The organism is uncultured Chitinophaga sp., from assembly GCF_902168175.1.
In the GTDB taxonomy this organism is placed as follows: Bacteria; Bacteroidota; Bacteroidia; order Chitinophagales; family Chitinophagaceae; genus Chitinophaga.
Genome location: NZ_CABHOU010000077.1, coordinates 1 through 16,991, shown reverse-complemented (window position 1 = coordinate 16,991; position 16,991 = coordinate 1). Strand labels below are relative to the sequence as shown.

Here is a 16,991-nt window from a genome sequence, read left to right as displayed (position 1 = left end):
GCTTTAAGTGATCACTGAAAAAAGATATTTTATGCGTTATACATATTTTGCCGCAGGACTGTTGCTCATCGCTGCCAGTTTTGTGTCCTGCAAAAAAGATAAATCAGATTTTTCCTACGATAACCGTCCGGTAACAGACGTGCAGGGCAATTCGCTGTTGCGTATTGTAAACCTGGCAGGGCATAGCCAGATGATCGCGAACGGCGATACGCTGACCAGCTTTGCGATCATACTGCCGAACCAGGAAGTTCGTTATCCGTCTACCTATTATTTCCCGGAAACAGGAAGGCTTGGCACTACCTGGAACATTCCCCGGTCCATACTGCGGTCGGGTAAAGCGACATTACAAACAGAAACCGCCGTGTACCAGCAGGTGCCCGACAAGTATAAGTTTGATGTGGAGGAAAAGAACAATGCGCCCATGGATTACTACCTGTTGCAGAGTGACATGTGGACCATCGGTACATTGCCTGCCGTATTGCCGGTGCCTCGTTCAGTGACAGCGCCTGCCAAAGCCGGTTATTTCAAGATCAGGTTACTGAACCTGGCAGATGAACTGAAGCCACAGTCGGACGATATGGAAAATGTATCCGGGCCATTAACGCTGACTTATGCAGATGGTACGCCGGTAAGCCCGGCCACTTCCAACATCACACTGGGCCTTGCCTCCGATTATATTGAAGTGCCTTATGGCGTTTACCAGTTTAAAGTGCTGACACCCGCCGGTATACAGGTGACAGGAGGCGGAGGCAGCGCGCAGGAGAACACACATATGATCGATCCTGCTACATCCACCCTGGTAAAGGGTGTGTCCGGACGGCCACATACAGTGAGTACGCATCTTACCTATGCGCCGGTAAGGACCTATCAGCCAGGCGGCGTGTATACGATCGTGGTGGGGGTAGACAGGTTTACGACGCCCTATTACAATGGTCAGCCTGGTGAAACGACCAGTGGTATGCAGAACGCGTTCCGCGTGATGACTGATGTGAGTGAACCGGAGAATGTGAACTATACGCGTTTGCAGGCCGTACATGCGCTGCCCGGCAGCGGCAAGGTACAAGTGAGGGTGAATGGCAGGCCGCTCGCAGAATTGGCTTATTCGGGCCATAGCGAGTACGGCATATATGTGAGTGGGCAGTCAAAAATAGAAGCGCTGGATGACAAAGGGAGCGTCATCGCATCGCATGATGCTTTGTTAAGCGCAGGACAGAATTATACCGCCTGGGTATACACTGCGCCCGATGGCAAACCTGCCATTTCCCTGGTGTCGAATAACCTGAGTGGCGGTTACTATTTTCCGGGTGCGCAAAATCCGGACGATGGTACTTACACCCGCATACAACTGAAATACCCTTTCCAGTTCCGGTTTATGAACTTTTGTGCCGACCTGCCTTATGTAAGTTTTACCACAGATAACGGGCAGCCTTTTACGGGCACCACATCTGCCAGGAACCTGCAACCGGGTAAACCGCTGCTCGACCTGCCTTATGTAAGTTATGGGCAGGAGCGTGAGCCTTACCAGATCATGGCTTTCCGCTCATCACCCGCTGTATATCCGGGTACCTGGTTGTCGGAAATAGCTACGCTGAACAGTACGGACATGATAGCGCGCAGGGAATTATATGTACGCGGCGAACTGCCCAATCATGAACCCGGTGTGTACACCATAGCGCTGGTGGGCCAGCTGAAGGGCGGGCAACCGGAAGCACAAAAGGCAAAAATGATCATTGTAAAACATACGAAGTAAAAGATATGAAGCTGAATAATCTGATGATGTTATGCGCCGTACTGTTTGGGCTTTCGGGCTGCAGTAAGGTCGACTACACGGAAATTGACAAACCTGCTTACCTGCGTGTGTTCAATAACCTGAACCTGAAAATAGGATTGGAAAATAAGGATGAAGAGCGCCCGTTCCTCACGATGCTCATCGATCCTGTACTGGATAAAGACGGCCTGCCAACAGGCGCTGCGATTAAGGGCGACTTCCTCGATCAGCGTGCGCCTTACGCGCCGCCTTATCCTTCACACATAGGCAGCAATAATTCTGTTAATAACCCGGAATATCCCGGTAAGGAAAATGTACTGGTAGGCCCGGTACTGAACGGCTTCGACCTGTCGAGCTGGGCACAGATACCTTCGGGTACGCACCGTATTATGTTCCTGTACCGCCCTACCAACAGTATTCCTTTTTTTAACCTGGAACCAGGACTGCGTAAAAAAGTATTGGTAGATACAGTACTCACGTTCGGTGAGCGGGATGTATATACCATGCACGTATTGCAGCGGGATTTTACTACGAAAGAAACGGGCCTGCTGCTACGTAAGGAAGTGTTTCACACACTGCCTTTGTCGGACTCACTGGTGTACATGAATTTTTATAATTACAGCTCGGATGGTTTCTGGCAGGCAGATAATAGCCTGAAGAAGTATCAGCATAGCTCCGGTCTGTTACAGAACGGTATCAGGGATGACATGAATATCTGGTTATCTCTTTGTAAAGGCACCAGCACAACTCCTTTGCCCGGTCAGCAATTTGGCTACCTGGGCCAGGTAGTAAGGGATGCCCGCTCGGGTAACGTAACGCCTTATTACAGCTTCCCGCTGTTCGCAGATCCTGCGTCGGACCATATCAGTACTGATATATGGGGCCGCTTTACACTACTGGCACCGGGCATCGATCCAGAACGTAATCCTTATGGCGATGTGTCTGCGGACACGGAAGGTGCGTACGCTTTTATTTCCTGCAGGGGCAATGGCAGCGCGATGAACGAACAGGGAGCGCTTACCTTACCGGGCCTGATCGTCAATATCCATTCCGGTAAATATAACCACCGCTCTTTCGCCACTGTCAACACCATCGAAATCGTGAATGGTAATGCTTATCTCACCACTGTGCAGCGGAAGTACCCGCCGCCGGTTTATTGATCTGCTATCCTCCTCACTTAAAAAGAAAAATTATGCTTAACGCAATACGTTCATATATCGCAGTAGCATCGCTGTTACTGCTGTTTACGGCCTGCAGTCACGACGACCTGGAAGTCGTGCCGGAAACTACCAACTACCGGCCTGCTGCCGATTTTATAAAGAATAACTATGACCTCAGCCTGTTTTACGCGGGCCTGCAACACGCAGGCATGCTTGACGAACTGAATGGTAAAGGCCCTTTTACAGTGCTTGCGCCCAACAATACAGCGTTCAACGATATCGGTATCCGTAATCCGGGAGATTTTGATAAACTAAACGCCGACAGCCTGCGTAACATGCTGCATCTCCACATCCTTAACCGCCGCCTGCTGGTGAGTGAGATCCCGGTAAACGGGGTAGACATCCGGTATGCTTCGATGTACAATGGAAAGGAACTGTATGTGACGCTTGCCAGTTATGCCGCCGGCAGCGGTGCTACCAGTGGTCCCAACTACCTGTTCTTTAACGGTGCTTTTGCAGTAAAAAAGGAAGTAACACTGGCCAATGGTACCATGCACGTGCTGGACAAAGTGATGAAATACAAAGAGGGTAAAGTACAGGAATGGCTCGAAAGCCGACCTGAATATGCCATTTTTGTGGCCGCATTGAAGAAGTTCGGTTTCTGGGAGCAACTCTCGGGCCCGGGGCCTTATACTGTTTTTGCCCCGGATAATGATGCCTTTATTGCTGCCGGTTTGGACCTGGCCACCGTGCAGGCAATGAGCGTAGATGCCTATGTGAAGGAGCGGTTGTTCGGCCTGTACGTGTTCGCCCACCAACGTTTTTTCATCTCTGACTTCCATGCTTTCACCACGATTTACGGTACCGGCGGCTTTACCCAGAAGATCACCAATGACAGCTACCACCGGAGTATTGCAGGCAATAAGAACTTTTTTACAGGGGAAATGAATTATGTTTTGTCTTACGGTAACGCCTCCAACACTTACATAAATACGGTGAACGCCACAGTTCCCGGCCGGTGTGATTATTTGTCGGATAACGGCATCGTACATCACCTGCCTGGACTGGTAGTGCTGCCGGCAGATGCCAAAAAATAACTGATAACGAATTAATTCATGGATATGATGAACAAGAAATTAACAGCCTTATTCCTGCCATGTTTGGCAGCGATATTGTTAGCGGTTGGTTGTAAAAAAGAAGAGTTTCAGCAGCTGCCGCATGGAGAGCCGGTGCCTTACATAGACACGGTGAAGCACGACCTGAACATATTGCTGGCAATGTCACCCTACAAGTTGTTTTACGCAGCCTGGCAAAAGAGCCATGTAAGTGAGGTGATGACGGCTAACGGAGGATCTTACAAATACACCGTCCTCGCCCCGGACGATGCAGCGATGCAGGCCGCCGGCTTTACGGCGGATGCGATTGGGACTAAAACGGCGGAGGAGCTGGACAGCCTGGTACTGTTTCATGTACTGGAGGAACAGCTGGATACGCTGGTGTTACGTAAACAAAAAGGGAACACGCGCAAGAAATCGCTGCTGTACAATAGAGATCTGAAAGAAGACCTGAACACCATTGGTTCGAACGTTACCTACCCGGTCGATTATAATTACAAACATTATGTAAGCACAGCGGCAAACGGCAGTTTGGTCGTGGATGGTAAAACCATCGGCGCAACAAAACCATTTTATGCCACTAATGGCGTGATATGGCCGGTGAATGCATTGCCACAGCGCCCCACACAGCACGTACTGGATTTGATGGCTACGGACCCGCGCTTTTCTGTATTCTCGGAGTTGTACCGGCAAACGTTCGACCTATGGCTGGAAGCAAGTATGGCCTCATTCCCCCGCACTACGTTTGCGAACCTGGAAACGGTGGATGGCCTGGTGCGCACGGAAGCCTTTTTCGCGCCAACAAACGAAGCGTTTCGGAATGCAGGATTTAACTCAGTAGCCGACCTGATGACCTTAAACGAACGCTCGATGCCTTATTTCGACTGGGATTATTTCGAAATGAGAAATGGCATGTTCGTAACGGACACACTGCTTAGCTACCACGTATGGGGCAGGTTTTACGCACCAACCGGCGGTTGGGGCCCGGGCGCCACTTCGTTCGCAGTGTTCTTCACCAATGAACTCACTAATGAACTGATCGGCGATTTCTCCGTAAACACAGTGACTTACGATGGCCTCCCCGCCTATAAAATGCCGCTACTGTTCGGCAAAACATCATCCGGACAGATCAGCGTAAAAGCCAAAGGCAGCACATCGCCCGATGCTATTATCACCGAAGGAGATATTATGACCTTCGAAGGCCCGGTGCATGCAGTGGACCATTTGCTCATTCCTAAAGACCTGCGCTTAAACTAACTATAACAATGAAGAAGATCACTATAAAAGCCATGGCCGTCTTCCTGGTATTGGGAACGGTTACCGGTTGCAGTAAGGATGATAGTGGAACGCCAGTGGATAACAACCGTATTCCACAGGTGCTGAAAGATAACTTTAGCCTGTCGGTGATGGAAACGGTATTAAGCCGTTCGAGCCTCCGGGAGCAATTGTATAATCCTGGTCCCTATACCGTGCTGGCGCCATCTGACGAGGCATTTCAGAAGGCTGGTTACGGCACGCCAGCTGCCATACTGGCTGCCGGCCAGTCTTTTATCGGTCGTATTGCCAACTATCATGTACTGGAAGGGAATTATGACCTGGGTAAAATGCCATTCCTATTTAACCAGGAGATACAATCATACAGTGGTAAACTGTATGTAACGCGCTGGATCAAAAACAATGATACGGTGCTAACGGTCAACGGAAGCCGCCTGTTATCTGTCGGTATACAGGCCTCCAATGGTTTTGTGCAGGTGATAGACCGTGTGCTGGCCCCTTACCAGCACGAGCTGCTGGCTGATGCACTGGCTGCCGAAAATGACCTTACGTTGTTTTACCAGGCCGTACAACGTGCGGGTATGCTGGACCTGCTGAAAGGTAAAGGTCCCTTTACGGTATACGCCGCTAATAATGCGGCGATGAAGGCGTATGGTTACACTACTGTGCAGGCGATCAATGAGGCCGATCCGGCTGTGCTGGCAGCGTTGCTTCAATACCATATTGCGGCCGACCGCAGGTTTGTGAACGACTATATCCTCACTACCGGGAATTCGGGTGTTAGTACACAGGGCATGCTGAACAACAATACGGTAATGGTAACGCTGGTGCCCAATTCATCGCAGCCGGGCAGTTACAGCGGTATTACATTGAAAGGCACCGGTAACACCAGCGCGGTAACGCTACTGCGCCAGGACCTTATCACCGGCAACGGTGTTTTGCACATCACCGACCAGGTATTGCGCATTAACCAATAAAAAACTTAAATGAACATGAGCTTTTTTACAATCCCACATATACGCTTTTTCCTGTTGTTGCTGATGCTGCCTTTTGCTGCACTGGCGCAGGAAACAGGCGGCGGCCTTACCGGTAAGGTACAGGACGGAAAAGGCGAGGCATTACCCGGTATAACGGTAATAGCCTTACACACGCCTTCGGGCACAAAGTACCCCGTGATTACCGACCCCGGCGGCCGGTATCGCCTGTCGGGCCTGCGCATTGGCGGTCCCTATAAAGTAACGGCCACCATGATGGGTATGAGCCCGCAGGTGCAGGAAAACATCACCGTAAAACTCGGTGAACCGCAGTTGCTGCATTTCACAATGACAGATGAAAGTAAAAAGCTGTCGGAAGTAGTGATCAAAGGGGCGAAGTCGGGGCCACGTGCTAACAACTACGGGGCAGGACAGAACATCAATCGCACGCAGTTGAATAATATGCCTACAGTAAGCCGCAGCATCCAGGATATTACCAGGCTGGTACCGCAGGGTAGTAAGGATAACAGCTTCGGCGGTTCCAACTTCCGCTATAACAACGTGACCATTGATGGCGCCATTAATAACGATGCTATCGGGTTTAGTCCTTCGAGTGGTGGGCAAAGCGGTACCTCGGGTCAGCCGGGCAGCAGCACACGTACCAACCCGGTTTCGCTGGATGCGATTGAGGATATGCAGGTATACCTGGCGCCTTATGATGTGAAAATCGGCAACTTCACCGGTGGTAGTATTAACGCCGTTACCCGCAGTGGTACCAATACTTTCAGCGGTTCGGTATATGGCTTTGGCCGAAATGCTGCTTTGGTTGGAAAGGATAAAGTGGGCACGCTCGGTAAAATGAACAGCGATTTTGAAGATTACCAGGCAGGTGTGCGTTTGGGCTTCCCCATCATCAAAAACAAACTGTTCTTTTTTACGAATGAAGAGGTCACCCGCCGTACAGAACCTGCGCAACTGCTTGCTGGTAAGGACGAAACGGCTAGTATCCTCAGCGCGAAAGATGCAGACGATATCCGTAACGAAACCATCAGCCGTTATGGCAATGTATTTGATCCGGGCACTGCCGGGGTGTACAATGCTTCTTCGGAATCGGAAAAGTTCTTTAACCGGGTAGACTGGAATATCAATGATAAACACCAGTTATCGGTACGCAACAATACCATCCGTTCCAGGGCTATTAATCTTGATCGTGATCAGCAGGACTTCCGCTTTAGCAGCATGGCCTTCAAACAAACGAATAACCAGAGCAGCACGGTGGCAGAGCTGAAAAGCCGCCTGTCCAACGCCGTTACCAACAGCTTCGTAGCCGGCTTTAGCACCGTACACGATTACCGCGACCCGCTCAGTGATCCTTCGCTGCCGCAGGTACAGATCATGGGCCGGGCACCGGGTACTACTATTTACCTGGGTACCGATCGTGAAGCGGCGATCTTTAACATGAAGCAACGCACTATCGAGGTAAGTAACAACCTTTCCTGGAGCCGTGGTAAACATAACTTCCTGTTTGGTACGCATAACGAGTTGTATCATATCGACTATGGTTTTGTGAACAGCTGGAACGGAAGGGTCGATTACCTGAGTATCGAAGATTACCTGTCTAATAATCCGTACAGGGTGAGAGGCAGTTATAACTATACGAATAACAGCCGCGACTATATCATGGCAAATCCCGGGGCGGTATTCAACATCAACCTGTTCAGCCTGTATGTGCAGGATGAAATACAGGTAAATGATAAGTTGAAGATCATGCCAGGCCTGCGTGCAGACTATACGCATCTGCCCAATAAACCAACATTGAGCGATAAAGTGGCCGATGCCATGGCCGATCCGAACTTCGGTACTACTTATCATTACACACCGCTAAGCCGTTTGTCGAATGATTACCTGGGTAAAGTTAAATTATCGCCACGCTTAGGTTTCCGGTACGATTGGTTAGGTAACCAGTCATTGGTGTTGCGGGGTGGAGCAGGTTTGTTTACCGGCCGTATTCCGTTTGCCTGGCTGGCTTATGCCTATTACAATAACGGCGTTAGCTACGGCTCATTCGATCAGCGTGCCGATCAGAAGCCTTTTGCCGACGGTTCTGACGCTATTAAGCCCGGTAACAATGGGATTGCAGATTTTATTGAGCAAAACGGGAACGTGATCAATAATCCCAATTCAGGTAAAACGCAGGTAGATTTAGTAGATAACAATTTCTCTATGCCGCAGGTGTTGAGAGCCAGTATCGGTCTTGACTACACCACCGCTGACCAATGGAAGTTCGGTATGGAAGGTATTATTACCAAAAGTTTGAAAGATGTGTTTTTCCAGCAGGTGAACATCAGTGATAACCCGCGTTATTACGGTTATGACGTGAACAAACAGCAGCCCATATATTCCGGTACGGTGAATCCTTCTTTCTCTAACGCTTACCTGTTAAGCAACACGAATAAAGGTTACCGTTACAGTATTACCGGTACCATCAGCAAAACCTTTAATGGTTTGTTGCTGTCGGGTGCTTACACTTTTGGAGAGAGTAAAGATGTATTTAACGGTATCAGGAACTCCATGGAATCTAACTGGCAGCTCAACCAGTCTTTGACACCCAACAATCCGGGAGTAGCTTACTCCAACTTCGACATCCGTCACCGTATCATTGTAAATACCAGTTACAAAAAGGCGTGGAACGATGTGCTGGTGAGCAGCTTCAGCCTGTTCTTCAGCGCACAGTCGGGCAGTCCGTTTACTTACGGTATTGTCAATAACAGCATTCAGGGCCTGCCGCAGCAGGTGAGCCTGGCCTACATTCCGCAGGCGGCCGACGCAGAGAACTTCTTCCAGGACAGGATGGTGAACGGGCAGGTAGTAACTGCTGCTGCACAAGCTTCCGCCTTTAACGCTTACATCGATGGTAACGAATACCTGAGTGGCAGGAGAGGGCAGTTTACAGAACGGAACGAGGGACGTACGCCCTGGAACATACAGGCCGATTTGCACTTTGCCCAGGAGTTCCATTTCCCGGCGTTAAAGACTCACTTCATCAGTATTACCGCCGATGTAATGAACCTCACCAATATGCTTAACAGCAGCTGGGGGCGCCAGTACTTTTCACCCAACACGTTTAACAGCACGGCCAGCGTAGGGCTTACCCCCGTACTGTTTCCGCCGGCGCAAAGTAAAGAGGGTTATCCTGTTTATACGTTCAACGAACCCGGTAAAGCTTATTCTATCGATTATCTCGGCTCCAGGTACCAGGTACAACTGGGTGTGAGATATACATTCTAAACAGAACTTATGAAAAGAACATACTTATATTTTCTCGTACTGTTACTGGCCGGTACTTTTGTATTGCAGGCCTGCCGTAAGGAAGACAATAAGCCCAACGTTGTGTTGGCAGTAAAAAACTATTATCCTAACAGCGGTAATGCCGGTACGCTGGTAACCATTGCTGGCAGTGGTTTCACCAATAGCGACGACGCTACGGTATCATTTGCCGGTACGGTGGCCGAGGTCATCAACCGGAACGATACCATGATGGTGGTGCGCGCGCCGCAGGCGGGGCAAAGTGGTAAGATCAACTTAAAAGCAGGAGAGAAAACGATAGCGGTAGGTGATTATACTTACCAGGAGTTAAGCGTGCAAAGTTTCTTCCCATTAAACGGCCCTGCAGGTATGCATATCCGTATTAGCGGTGCAGGCTTTAGCAGTCTTAATGGTCCGGCAGAAGTATTGATCAATGGAGTAAAGGCTACAGTGGTAAGTGCGTTGGATACGCTCATTGTAGCAGAGATACCGGTAGATGCGGGCACGGGCCCCATTACGGTGAAGGTAGATGGCAAAAGCTCAACCGGCGCTGCTTTCCGCTTTCAGTCCATTACCGGTATTAAGCCTCTCACGGGGGCTGCGGGTACGAAGGTAACCGTAAAGGGATCGGGTTTCGATGAATTAGCAGCGGGCAACCTCGTAGACTTCAACGGTAAACTGGCCGAAGTAGTAACAGCCACAGCCGGAGAGTTGGTGGTAATCGCTCCCGCAGACGTGTCTACCGGTCCGTTGTCGGTAACCATAGCAGGACAAAAAACAACAGGGCCGGCCTTTACCACGGTGCCGCCGCCGCAGATATTTACGGTTAGTCCGCTTAGCGGTCCCGCCGGGCAGGAAATGACCATCAATGGGCTTTATTTCAGTGCAGAGAAGGACGAGAATGTGGTGAAGATCAACGGACAGGCTGTAGCGGTTAAAACAGCCGCCGGTAGTAAACTGACACTTACCCTGCCCGGTGGTACTGGTAACGGCCGTATAGAAATCATCGTGAACGACCAGCCGGTACAAGGACCGGAGTTTAAAGATCAGAACCTGGGTATAAATACGATGCTGCCGCTTAATGGTATGGCCGGTACAAAAGTCACACTCACCGGCACTGGTTTTAGCGCCAACGCTGCCGAGAATGAAGTAACCTTTAACGGGGTAGCTGCAGTAGTGGAAAGTGCATCAGAAAACACACTCGTGGTAACAGCGCCTGCCGCTTTATCGTCTGGTGTGGTGAAAGTGCGCAGGGCCGCACTGGAAGCACAGAGCCCTTCTACGTTTCAGCGTGCAGGTATAATGACGTTGGCCGGAGGGCCTTCTGCTCCGCTGGGAGGAGATATGAGAGGACTTGTGGTAGATTCCAAAGGCAACATCTTTATTGCCGATCGTAGTAGAAACGTGGTGTATAAAGTAACGCCGGCAGGAGTGGTGTCGGTATTTGCAGGTAGTGGTCAGTACGGCACCCAAAACGGTACCGGTACCAATGCCAGCTTCTCCGCACTTAACAGCATCGTGATCGATGCACAGGATAACCTGTATGTGTCTGATGGGGGCGGTGGGAATGCAAATGCTATCCGTAAAATAACGCCGGCTGGTGTTGTTACCACTCACAAATCCGGCTTAGCACAAATACCTGGCGTATTGTTGCTGGATAAGGCGGGCAATCTGTATGTATCACAAAGCTATAGCGGCTTAATGCGCATCTATCCTGATGGGGCAACCGACGTTACTTACCGCGGGGCGATATCAGAGTTATGCCGCCCTGCAATAGATGCCGCAGGTAACATCTACTTTGCTGCAGATGATTACGAAGCGTTCCTCGGACAGTATACCGCTGGCGGAACAGGCATTTATCGCTGGATGGGGTCCTCTGTAGGTTACCAGGACGGCCCGGCGGCAACCGCATTGTTCTCCTACGGTATGGGAGGCCTGCTCATCGGCGCTGACGGTAACCTGTTGATTTTCGACAGGACGAACTTCGCCATTCGTCAATACAACTTAACAACGAAGGAAGTAAGCACGGTGTTGAGGCTCAGTAGCGGTTATGCAGACGGCAGCTTTGAACATGCTAAAATGTCATTCCTTACTAACGATATGGCCAGCGACAAAGATGGCAACATTTACATCCTGGACAATGGGAATAAAGCACTGAGGAAGATATTTTTAAGATAGCGATAGTTTATGTAAAAATTCTCTAATTATAACCCGCGCAGATCTCGCATCTGCGCGGTTTTTTTATGCCGATGACGGGGTATGGTACGTTATGTATCGCTTATTTCAACAGGTCGATAATATCTTCCCTTTTCCTCAACTCTGCGAGCGATAGCGCTGTATAACCCTGTGCAGCCATTGTTTTATCAGCACCTGCCTGCAGCAGTAAGACCACTGTATCCGTTAGTCCCAGTTCGGCTGCGCGATGCAGGGCGGTAAATCCGCGATTATCGGCGGCATTTACATCGGCACCGGCTTTGAGCAGGAATGCAAGTTTCTCCGCATCTTCACCCTGTACTGCATTCATGAGTGATGTGGCACCTTCGGGCGAGCGGGCATCGATGTTAGCGCCCAGCTCCAGCAGGAGTTGCATGATGGTAGTGTCTTGCGCCCAATGCAGTGGTGTATTGCCATCGGCAGCGGTGGTGTTGATATCTACGCCCTGGTTGATTTCGTGTTTAATGGCGTCTGCATCAGCGCGGGCTACCGCTATGTGGAGCAGGGAATTGCAGCGTAGCGGTTGTTTGGTGCTGGCGATGTAAGGTTCAAACACCCCGTAGCGGGCAAGGTTGCCGAAGCCGGAAAATGCCCATATGGCCGCCTGCTGTGGCGTGTCTGCGAGTTCTGCGGGGATGGGACAGGGGCTGTCATCTTCCGTTACATGGGTAATCAACAGAAAACGGAGTATAGCGCTGGCTGTTTCGGCATCCTCTTCGCCTGCAAAATCCCCTTTGATACTGGTGATGTGAATGCTGCCCGGCTCCCGGTGTACGCTGGCCGTAACATATACCTGCCGTTGCCAGCTGCGTACAAATATGATCTCATCCTGGTGGAAGAAGATGGCCCATTTATGTTCCATGGCAGCAGGGGTGAATAATACGCCGTAAGGCAGTAATCCATCGGTGACGAGACGTATATCGGTATCGAACTGTATTGAGTTTACGGGTTGCTGGCCGGCAAAGGCACGGCCATCGTCGCCATTGTAGGATACGGCATTAGCGGCGGCCTGCGGATCTTTGGAGGATGATAAATAGGTTTCTGTTACGGGGCGGAGGTCCAGCACCTTTACGCCCCAGCGGTTATTGGCTGCTGCTATCCAGATGAGTGGTGTTTCTTCGGGTTGGCGTGGTTCTTTTTTGCCGAATAGTTTTGAGAAGAATGACATTGGTGTATAAGTTAGAAAGCGAAAATTAAGCAATTATCATCTAGGAACAGAAAAACCTCCGTACGCAATAGTGCATACGGAGGCAGGGGTTCACAGGATGATAGAGATAAATGGGAGCAGACTAGTTTTCGAGGTATTCGGCGATGACCGACTTTACCCTGATGCTGCCTTCATCTACAGAGGAGCCGTAAGTATAGGTAAAATGGCCTGTCATCACTTCGTCTGTATCAGCATCGATATACGCTGCTCTTTCATGAAGGTTAGCGCTACTGTTGAGGGTCGTGGCAATTATTATCGAATTGCTTTCAGGATCACTTCCAGTGCCTACGGGGATATTCAATGTTGCGGTGAAGAGATTATTTGCCGACGTAATCAGCACATCATGTAAAACAGCCACCTGCAGGTTGAAGACGTTGGGTTTAGACAATACCAGATTAAGGCTCAGTGCCTGGTTTAATACAGTAGGATTGAAGTAACCTGTGATGGTTATACGTAAGTACCCCGCTTTTTTACAATAAGCAGCAGGCTTGAAGCCCATAAATGAAACGTTCTGGCCACTTACCCATCCGCCGGCAGATTGAAGAATACCTGAAGTGCCAGCCTCCGGATTGCCATAACTGCGCTTGTTCGTTGAAATAATCATAAATCGATCTTTATTTAAATGATGAAAAAACAGGAGAATTTGCCGGGGCTATCAGTGGTCGTACGATAGCCCCGGCTGCTGAAATGTGTCTTTTAATTGGCGATCAGCAGGTTAACAAATAAGGGGTCACAAACATTCCATTTTTTGAGGTTAACTGATTGTTTTATAAGTGGTTAACAATACAAAGATAGCCTCCCGATACGTGCCCTATCTGCGTAGCGAAAAACAGTTAAAAATTCTTTTTTCACTACCCGTTCACAGGAAGCAGGTATTGATTGCGATGTGCGTACGCTCAGGATCACCGCGGGTATTGTTATCGGTACAGGCGGTGCTACCAGCAGCCAAAGCTCTCCCGCGTTCAGTAATGTTGCTGATTGTTGTATATTGGCATCATCCACAAAAAAGAAACCATGAGGACACTGTTGTATTTCCTACTGTTATGCCCGTACGTACTTTACGCTCAGCAACCCGCTATCCGCATAAAAGGTGAAAAAGCAATGAAACTGAAGATCGCTCCGCCCATTGCGGGCGCCTATTTCGTGATGTATGCTGAAGATACGGTACTCAATACCTCCGGGGAGTTGTTGTTGCCTAACCGCGTGAAAGCGCCGGCGTTATATACTATCGATCAGGGCAAACCCTTTACGCTGTTGGTGCAGCCAGGAAAAAGCTACGATCTTACACTCACAAGGGAAGGCGTAACGGTGGAAGGTGGCGATGCAGCAGGGCAGCAGGCGTTGAACCAACTGCAACTGCCATTCTATCAAACAGCCGGTATGAGCTATTACAAGGCCGATACCGTTTTTGCGAACAATAAACAGCGTGTACTAAAAGATATCGATTCGTCACTGGCCCCGTTTAAAAAGCTGCTCAACGAAAAACAGATTACCAATGCGTTCTATACTTACACGGAGCAGCTGCTCAGGGCGCATTATGCGAACGTGCTGGCGGTAACGCTGCTGCCACCGTTAATGAAAGTAGTGCCTTACAAAGACAGTACCGGCTACGATGTTGCCCGGCTAAAGCAGTACGAAAGTCAGTTGCTGGAAGCCTTTTCCATAGCGGACCCCAAGGGCGCGAACATTCCATCACTTAGCACAGGTACCTGGTACAGTCTTTTTTACACCGAATGGTACCTTCGTTACCTGCAGCCCGCCATTAAAGGCACCTATCAGCCTTATAAAGCAGGTGAAGATGGCTGGATGAGGGATTATGAACTGGTGAAGAAGTTTTACAAAGAACCCGCCCGCGAATACATGATGGCGAACCTCATTTACATACTCACGCAGGAAATGAAATTCGAGGCCTATATACCCACCTGGTATGATGCCTTTAAAAAAGAATACCCCAAAAGCGGCTACACCACCTTCCTGCAAAAGCCGGTACAGGTAGTGCGCAACTATCACGCGAAAGCTACATCCGGTTTCGCCGCCGGGCAGCAGTTTGTTGATAACCCGGAAGCTATTAAATCTGTTGCCGAACTGGCGCAGCGTTTTAAGGGCAAAACGGTGTACCTCGACCTCTGGGCCACGTGGTGCGGCCCATGCAAAGCGCAGTTCGCGTATAACGATGGCTTGAAGGCATTTTTAAAAGAGAAGGGAGGAGAGGTTTTATATGTGTCTATCGACGCCGACAATGCCGATAAACGGTGGAAAGAAATGATTATCTACTATGACCTGCAGGGCAGTCATATCCGCGCTTCAAAAGCACTGCGCGAAGATATTACGAAGGTGTTCGGGAACAAAGGTTCCCTGTCTATTCCGCGTTACGCGGTAATACAGGATGGAAAGCTGGTACTGGACCGGGCGAAGCAGCCGGAGGAGGGGGAGAAGTTGTATGAGCAGTTGGGGGCTTATTTTTAAAAGGTGATATCTGTTATATACAAAAGTGAAGCCCCGGCATTATACCGGGGCTTCACTTTTTATATGTCTTTTTGTCCTTACAATTTATCCGTATCCGCCTTAGTCGTATTCAGAGAAACCGGTGCATGCCTGCTACGCAGCCTGATGTTCAGCAACTCTACGATCAGCGAGAAGCCGAGGCAGGAGTAAATGATACCCTTGCTTACTTCCTGGTGGAAGCCGCTGGCTACCAGTACCACACCAATTACAATGAGGAACGAAAGTGCGAGCATTTGCAGGGTAGGTTGTTTGTTGATGATGCGGGTTACCGGGCCTGCGAACAGCATCATGATAATGATGGATACAATAACCGCGATGATCATGATCAGTACATTGTCCACCAGCCCCACGGCGGTGAGGATGGAGTCGAAGGAAAACACGGCGTCGACCAGTACGATCTGTAAAATAACAGAGGTTAAGGTCTTGGGCTTCTTTACTGTTTTGCCTTCGCCGGCGTGGTCTTCCTGTAGTTTGTGATGTATTTCGAGGGTGCTTTTGACGATCAGAAAGATACCGCCGGCCAGTAGTATGAGGTCTTTCCAGCTGAGGGCAATGAGCATGTCATTGATCCATTTGAAACTGACCACGGGATCGGTAAGGCCGATGATCCAGTTGATGCAGAGCAGGAGTCCTACACGGAAGATCATGGCCAGGCTAAGACCAACGATGCGGGCTTTACGTTGCTGCGATTCGGGCAGTTTGCCGGCCACAATAGAAATAAAGATAACGTTGTCGATACCCAATACGATTTCCAGGAAGCAAAGGGTGACTAAGCTGATCCAGACCCCGGGGTCTGCAAAATTAGGGAGGATGATATCCATGAGTGTGGTAAGATTTGCAGCGTTACAGCAAAAATCGGCCCGAAAGATGAAGCGGGCGGTTAGAATCTGGTAAGAAGTGAAGAGCGGTAATGGCAGCGAACTGCCAGGCAGGCTCGCAGTGAACGGAACGGGAAACACCCGCCTGGCCCATCCACCAGTTTCCGTAAGGATAGCTTCGTACCTCGCTATGAACGGGTTGGGGAATGCCCGCCTCTATATTATAGACGAGTATTTAAATGCCGCTGCGGGGAGTGACTTTTAGATGAGAGCGCGGTGTGTACACCGCCGCAATGAAAGAACTGAACCTTGCCCAATATTGTTGCTGCGGCTGAAGGGAGTACCCTATTACAGCGAAAGCCCCTAAGCAAGCCTGATTATTCTATTGTGGCATCACCCAGACCGTCACCGGGCTGGTTACTCGCGGTGACAGGGAGAAGGTTGCCGCTGAAGGGAGTGACCTTTAGGTTTGTTGCGCGGTACAACAGGTTATTGCGTAGTGCGAGACGCTGCGGATGCCAGACTATATTGTGTGCCCGCGTTAGCGGGCATCACCCTGCCCGTCATGGCGAGGAACGAAGCCATCCTCCGCTCCAGTCTCCGCACGAGATACGCATGGTCTACATGACTATTAGGTAATAGCAACATG

The 16,991-nt window shown here is 49.9% G+C and carries 12 protein-coding genes; 9 read left to right on the top strand and 3 right to left on the bottom strand.

Translation table 11 applies throughout. The features are described 5' to 3' along the window. Positions 1-31 precede the first annotated feature (31 nt). The 7 genes from QZT80_RS18520 to QZT80_RS18490 are packed head-to-tail and all read left to right on the top strand — an operon-like array spanning position 32 to position 11,776. Positions 32-1,750 (top strand): hypothetical protein, encoded by a 1,719-nt coding sequence (locus QZT80_RS18520; RefSeq protein ID WP_295125444.1) that lies wholly within the window; start codon positions 32-34, stop codon positions 1,748-1,750. 5 nt (positions 1,751-1,755) lie between these two features. Beyond that, positions 1,756-2,928, top strand: a complete 1,173-nt coding sequence (locus tag QZT80_RS18515; RefSeq protein WP_295125441.1) for a hypothetical protein — start codon at positions 1,756-1,758, stop codon at positions 2,926-2,928. 32 nt (positions 2,929-2,960) lie between these two features. Then, entirely contained in the window at positions 2,961-4,025 is a 1,065-nt protein-coding gene (locus QZT80_RS18510) for a fasciclin domain-containing protein (RefSeq protein ID WP_295125438.1), read from the top strand. Between the two features lie 24 nt (positions 4,026-4,049). Continuing rightward, complete coding sequence (locus QZT80_RS18505; protein WP_295125433.1) at positions 4,050-5,300, top strand: fasciclin domain-containing protein; 1,251 nt, start codon at positions 4,050-4,052, stop codon at positions 5,298-5,300. 8 nt (positions 5,301-5,308) lie between these two features. After that, positions 5,309-6,295, top strand: coding sequence for a fasciclin domain-containing protein (locus tag QZT80_RS18500; protein WP_295125430.1), 987 nt, complete (start codon positions 5,309-5,311; stop codon positions 6,293-6,295). 15 nt (positions 6,296-6,310) lie between these two features. Further along, positions 6,311-9,580: a carboxypeptidase regulatory-like domain-containing protein gene (locus QZT80_RS18495; protein ID WP_295125427.1), complete on the top strand. Its 3,270-nt coding sequence runs from the start codon at positions 6,311-6,313 to the stop codon at positions 9,578-9,580. 9 nt (positions 9,581-9,589) lie between these two features. Further along, positions 9,590-11,776, top strand: a complete 2,187-nt coding sequence (locus QZT80_RS18490; protein WP_295125424.1) for an IPT/TIG domain-containing protein — start codon at positions 9,590-9,592, stop codon at positions 11,774-11,776. A 100-nt stretch (positions 11,777-11,876) separates the two neighbouring features. Here the strand turns inward: QZT80_RS18490 and QZT80_RS18485 are convergent, their stop codons facing one another. Both QZT80_RS18485 and QZT80_RS18480 read right to left on the bottom strand, forming a co-directional pair. Next, on the bottom strand, positions 11,877-12,980 hold the full coding sequence (locus QZT80_RS18485; RefSeq protein ID WP_295125421.1) for an ankyrin repeat domain-containing protein: 1,104 nt from the start codon (positions 12,978-12,980) through the stop codon (positions 11,877-11,879). 121 nt (positions 12,981-13,101) lie between these two features. Continuing rightward, positions 13,102-13,623, bottom strand: coding sequence for a hypothetical protein (locus QZT80_RS18480; protein ID WP_295125418.1), 522 nt, complete (start codon positions 13,621-13,623; stop codon positions 13,102-13,104). A 410-nt stretch (positions 13,624-14,033) separates the two neighbouring features. Here QZT80_RS18480 and QZT80_RS18475 point away from each other — a divergent pair, with 410 nt between their 5' ends. Continuing rightward, a complete protein-coding gene (locus tag QZT80_RS18475) occupies positions 14,034-15,485 on the top strand; it encodes a redoxin family protein (RefSeq protein WP_295125415.1) in 1,452 nt (483 codons plus the stop codon). Between the two features lie 77 nt (positions 15,486-15,562). On the opposite strand, the gene QZT80_RS18470 is transcribed toward QZT80_RS18475, so the two are convergent. After that, positions 15,563-16,345 (bottom strand): TerC family protein, encoded by a 783-nt coding sequence (locus QZT80_RS18470; protein WP_295125413.1) that lies wholly within the window; start codon positions 16,343-16,345, stop codon positions 15,563-15,565. A gap of 76 nt (positions 16,346-16,421) precedes the next feature. Between QZT80_RS18470 and QZT80_RS18465 the strand changes: the two genes are divergently transcribed. Next, positions 16,422-16,607 (top strand): hypothetical protein, encoded by a 186-nt coding sequence (locus tag QZT80_RS18465; RefSeq protein WP_295125410.1) that lies wholly within the window; start codon positions 16,422-16,424, stop codon positions 16,605-16,607. Positions 16,608-16,991: the final 384 nt, after the last annotated feature.

What these genes read in the sequence shown, in the direction of transcription:
- QZT80_RS18520 (WP_295125444.1), top strand. Translation starts at nt 32, where the DNA reads ATGCGTTATACATATTTTGCCGCAGGACTGTTGCTCATCGCTGCCAGT.
- QZT80_RS18515 (WP_295125441.1), top strand. Translation starts at nt 1,756, where the DNA reads ATGAAGCTGAATAATCTGATGATGTTATGCGCCGTACTGTTTGGGCTT.
- QZT80_RS18510 (WP_295125438.1), top strand. Translation starts at nt 2,961, where the DNA reads ATGCTTAACGCAATACGTTCATATATCGCAGTAGCATCGCTGTTACTG.
- QZT80_RS18505 (WP_295125433.1), top strand. Translation starts at nt 4,050, where the DNA reads ATGATGAACAAGAAATTAACAGCCTTATTCCTGCCATGTTTGGCAGCG.
- QZT80_RS18500 (WP_295125430.1), top strand. Translation starts at nt 5,309, where the DNA reads ATGAAGAAGATCACTATAAAAGCCATGGCCGTCTTCCTGGTATTGGGA.
- QZT80_RS18495 (WP_295125427.1), top strand. Translation starts at nt 6,311, where the DNA reads ATGAGCTTTTTTACAATCCCACATATACGCTTTTTCCTGTTGTTGCTG.
- QZT80_RS18490 (WP_295125424.1), top strand. Translation starts at nt 9,590, where the DNA reads ATGAAAAGAACATACTTATATTTTCTCGTACTGTTACTGGCCGGTACT.
- QZT80_RS18485 (WP_295125421.1), bottom strand. Translation starts at nt 12,980, where the DNA reads ATGTCATTCTTCTCAAAACTATTCGGCAAAAAAGAACCACGCCAACCC.
- QZT80_RS18480 (WP_295125418.1), bottom strand. Translation starts at nt 13,623, where the DNA reads ATGATTATTTCAACGAACAAGCGCAGTTATGGCAATCCGGAGGCTGGC.
- QZT80_RS18475 (WP_295125415.1), top strand. Translation starts at nt 14,034, where the DNA reads ATGAGGACACTGTTGTATTTCCTACTGTTATGCCCGTACGTACTTTAC.
- QZT80_RS18470 (WP_295125413.1), bottom strand. Translation starts at nt 16,345, where the DNA reads ATGGATATCATCCTCCCTAATTTTGCAGACCCCGGGGTCTGGATCAGC.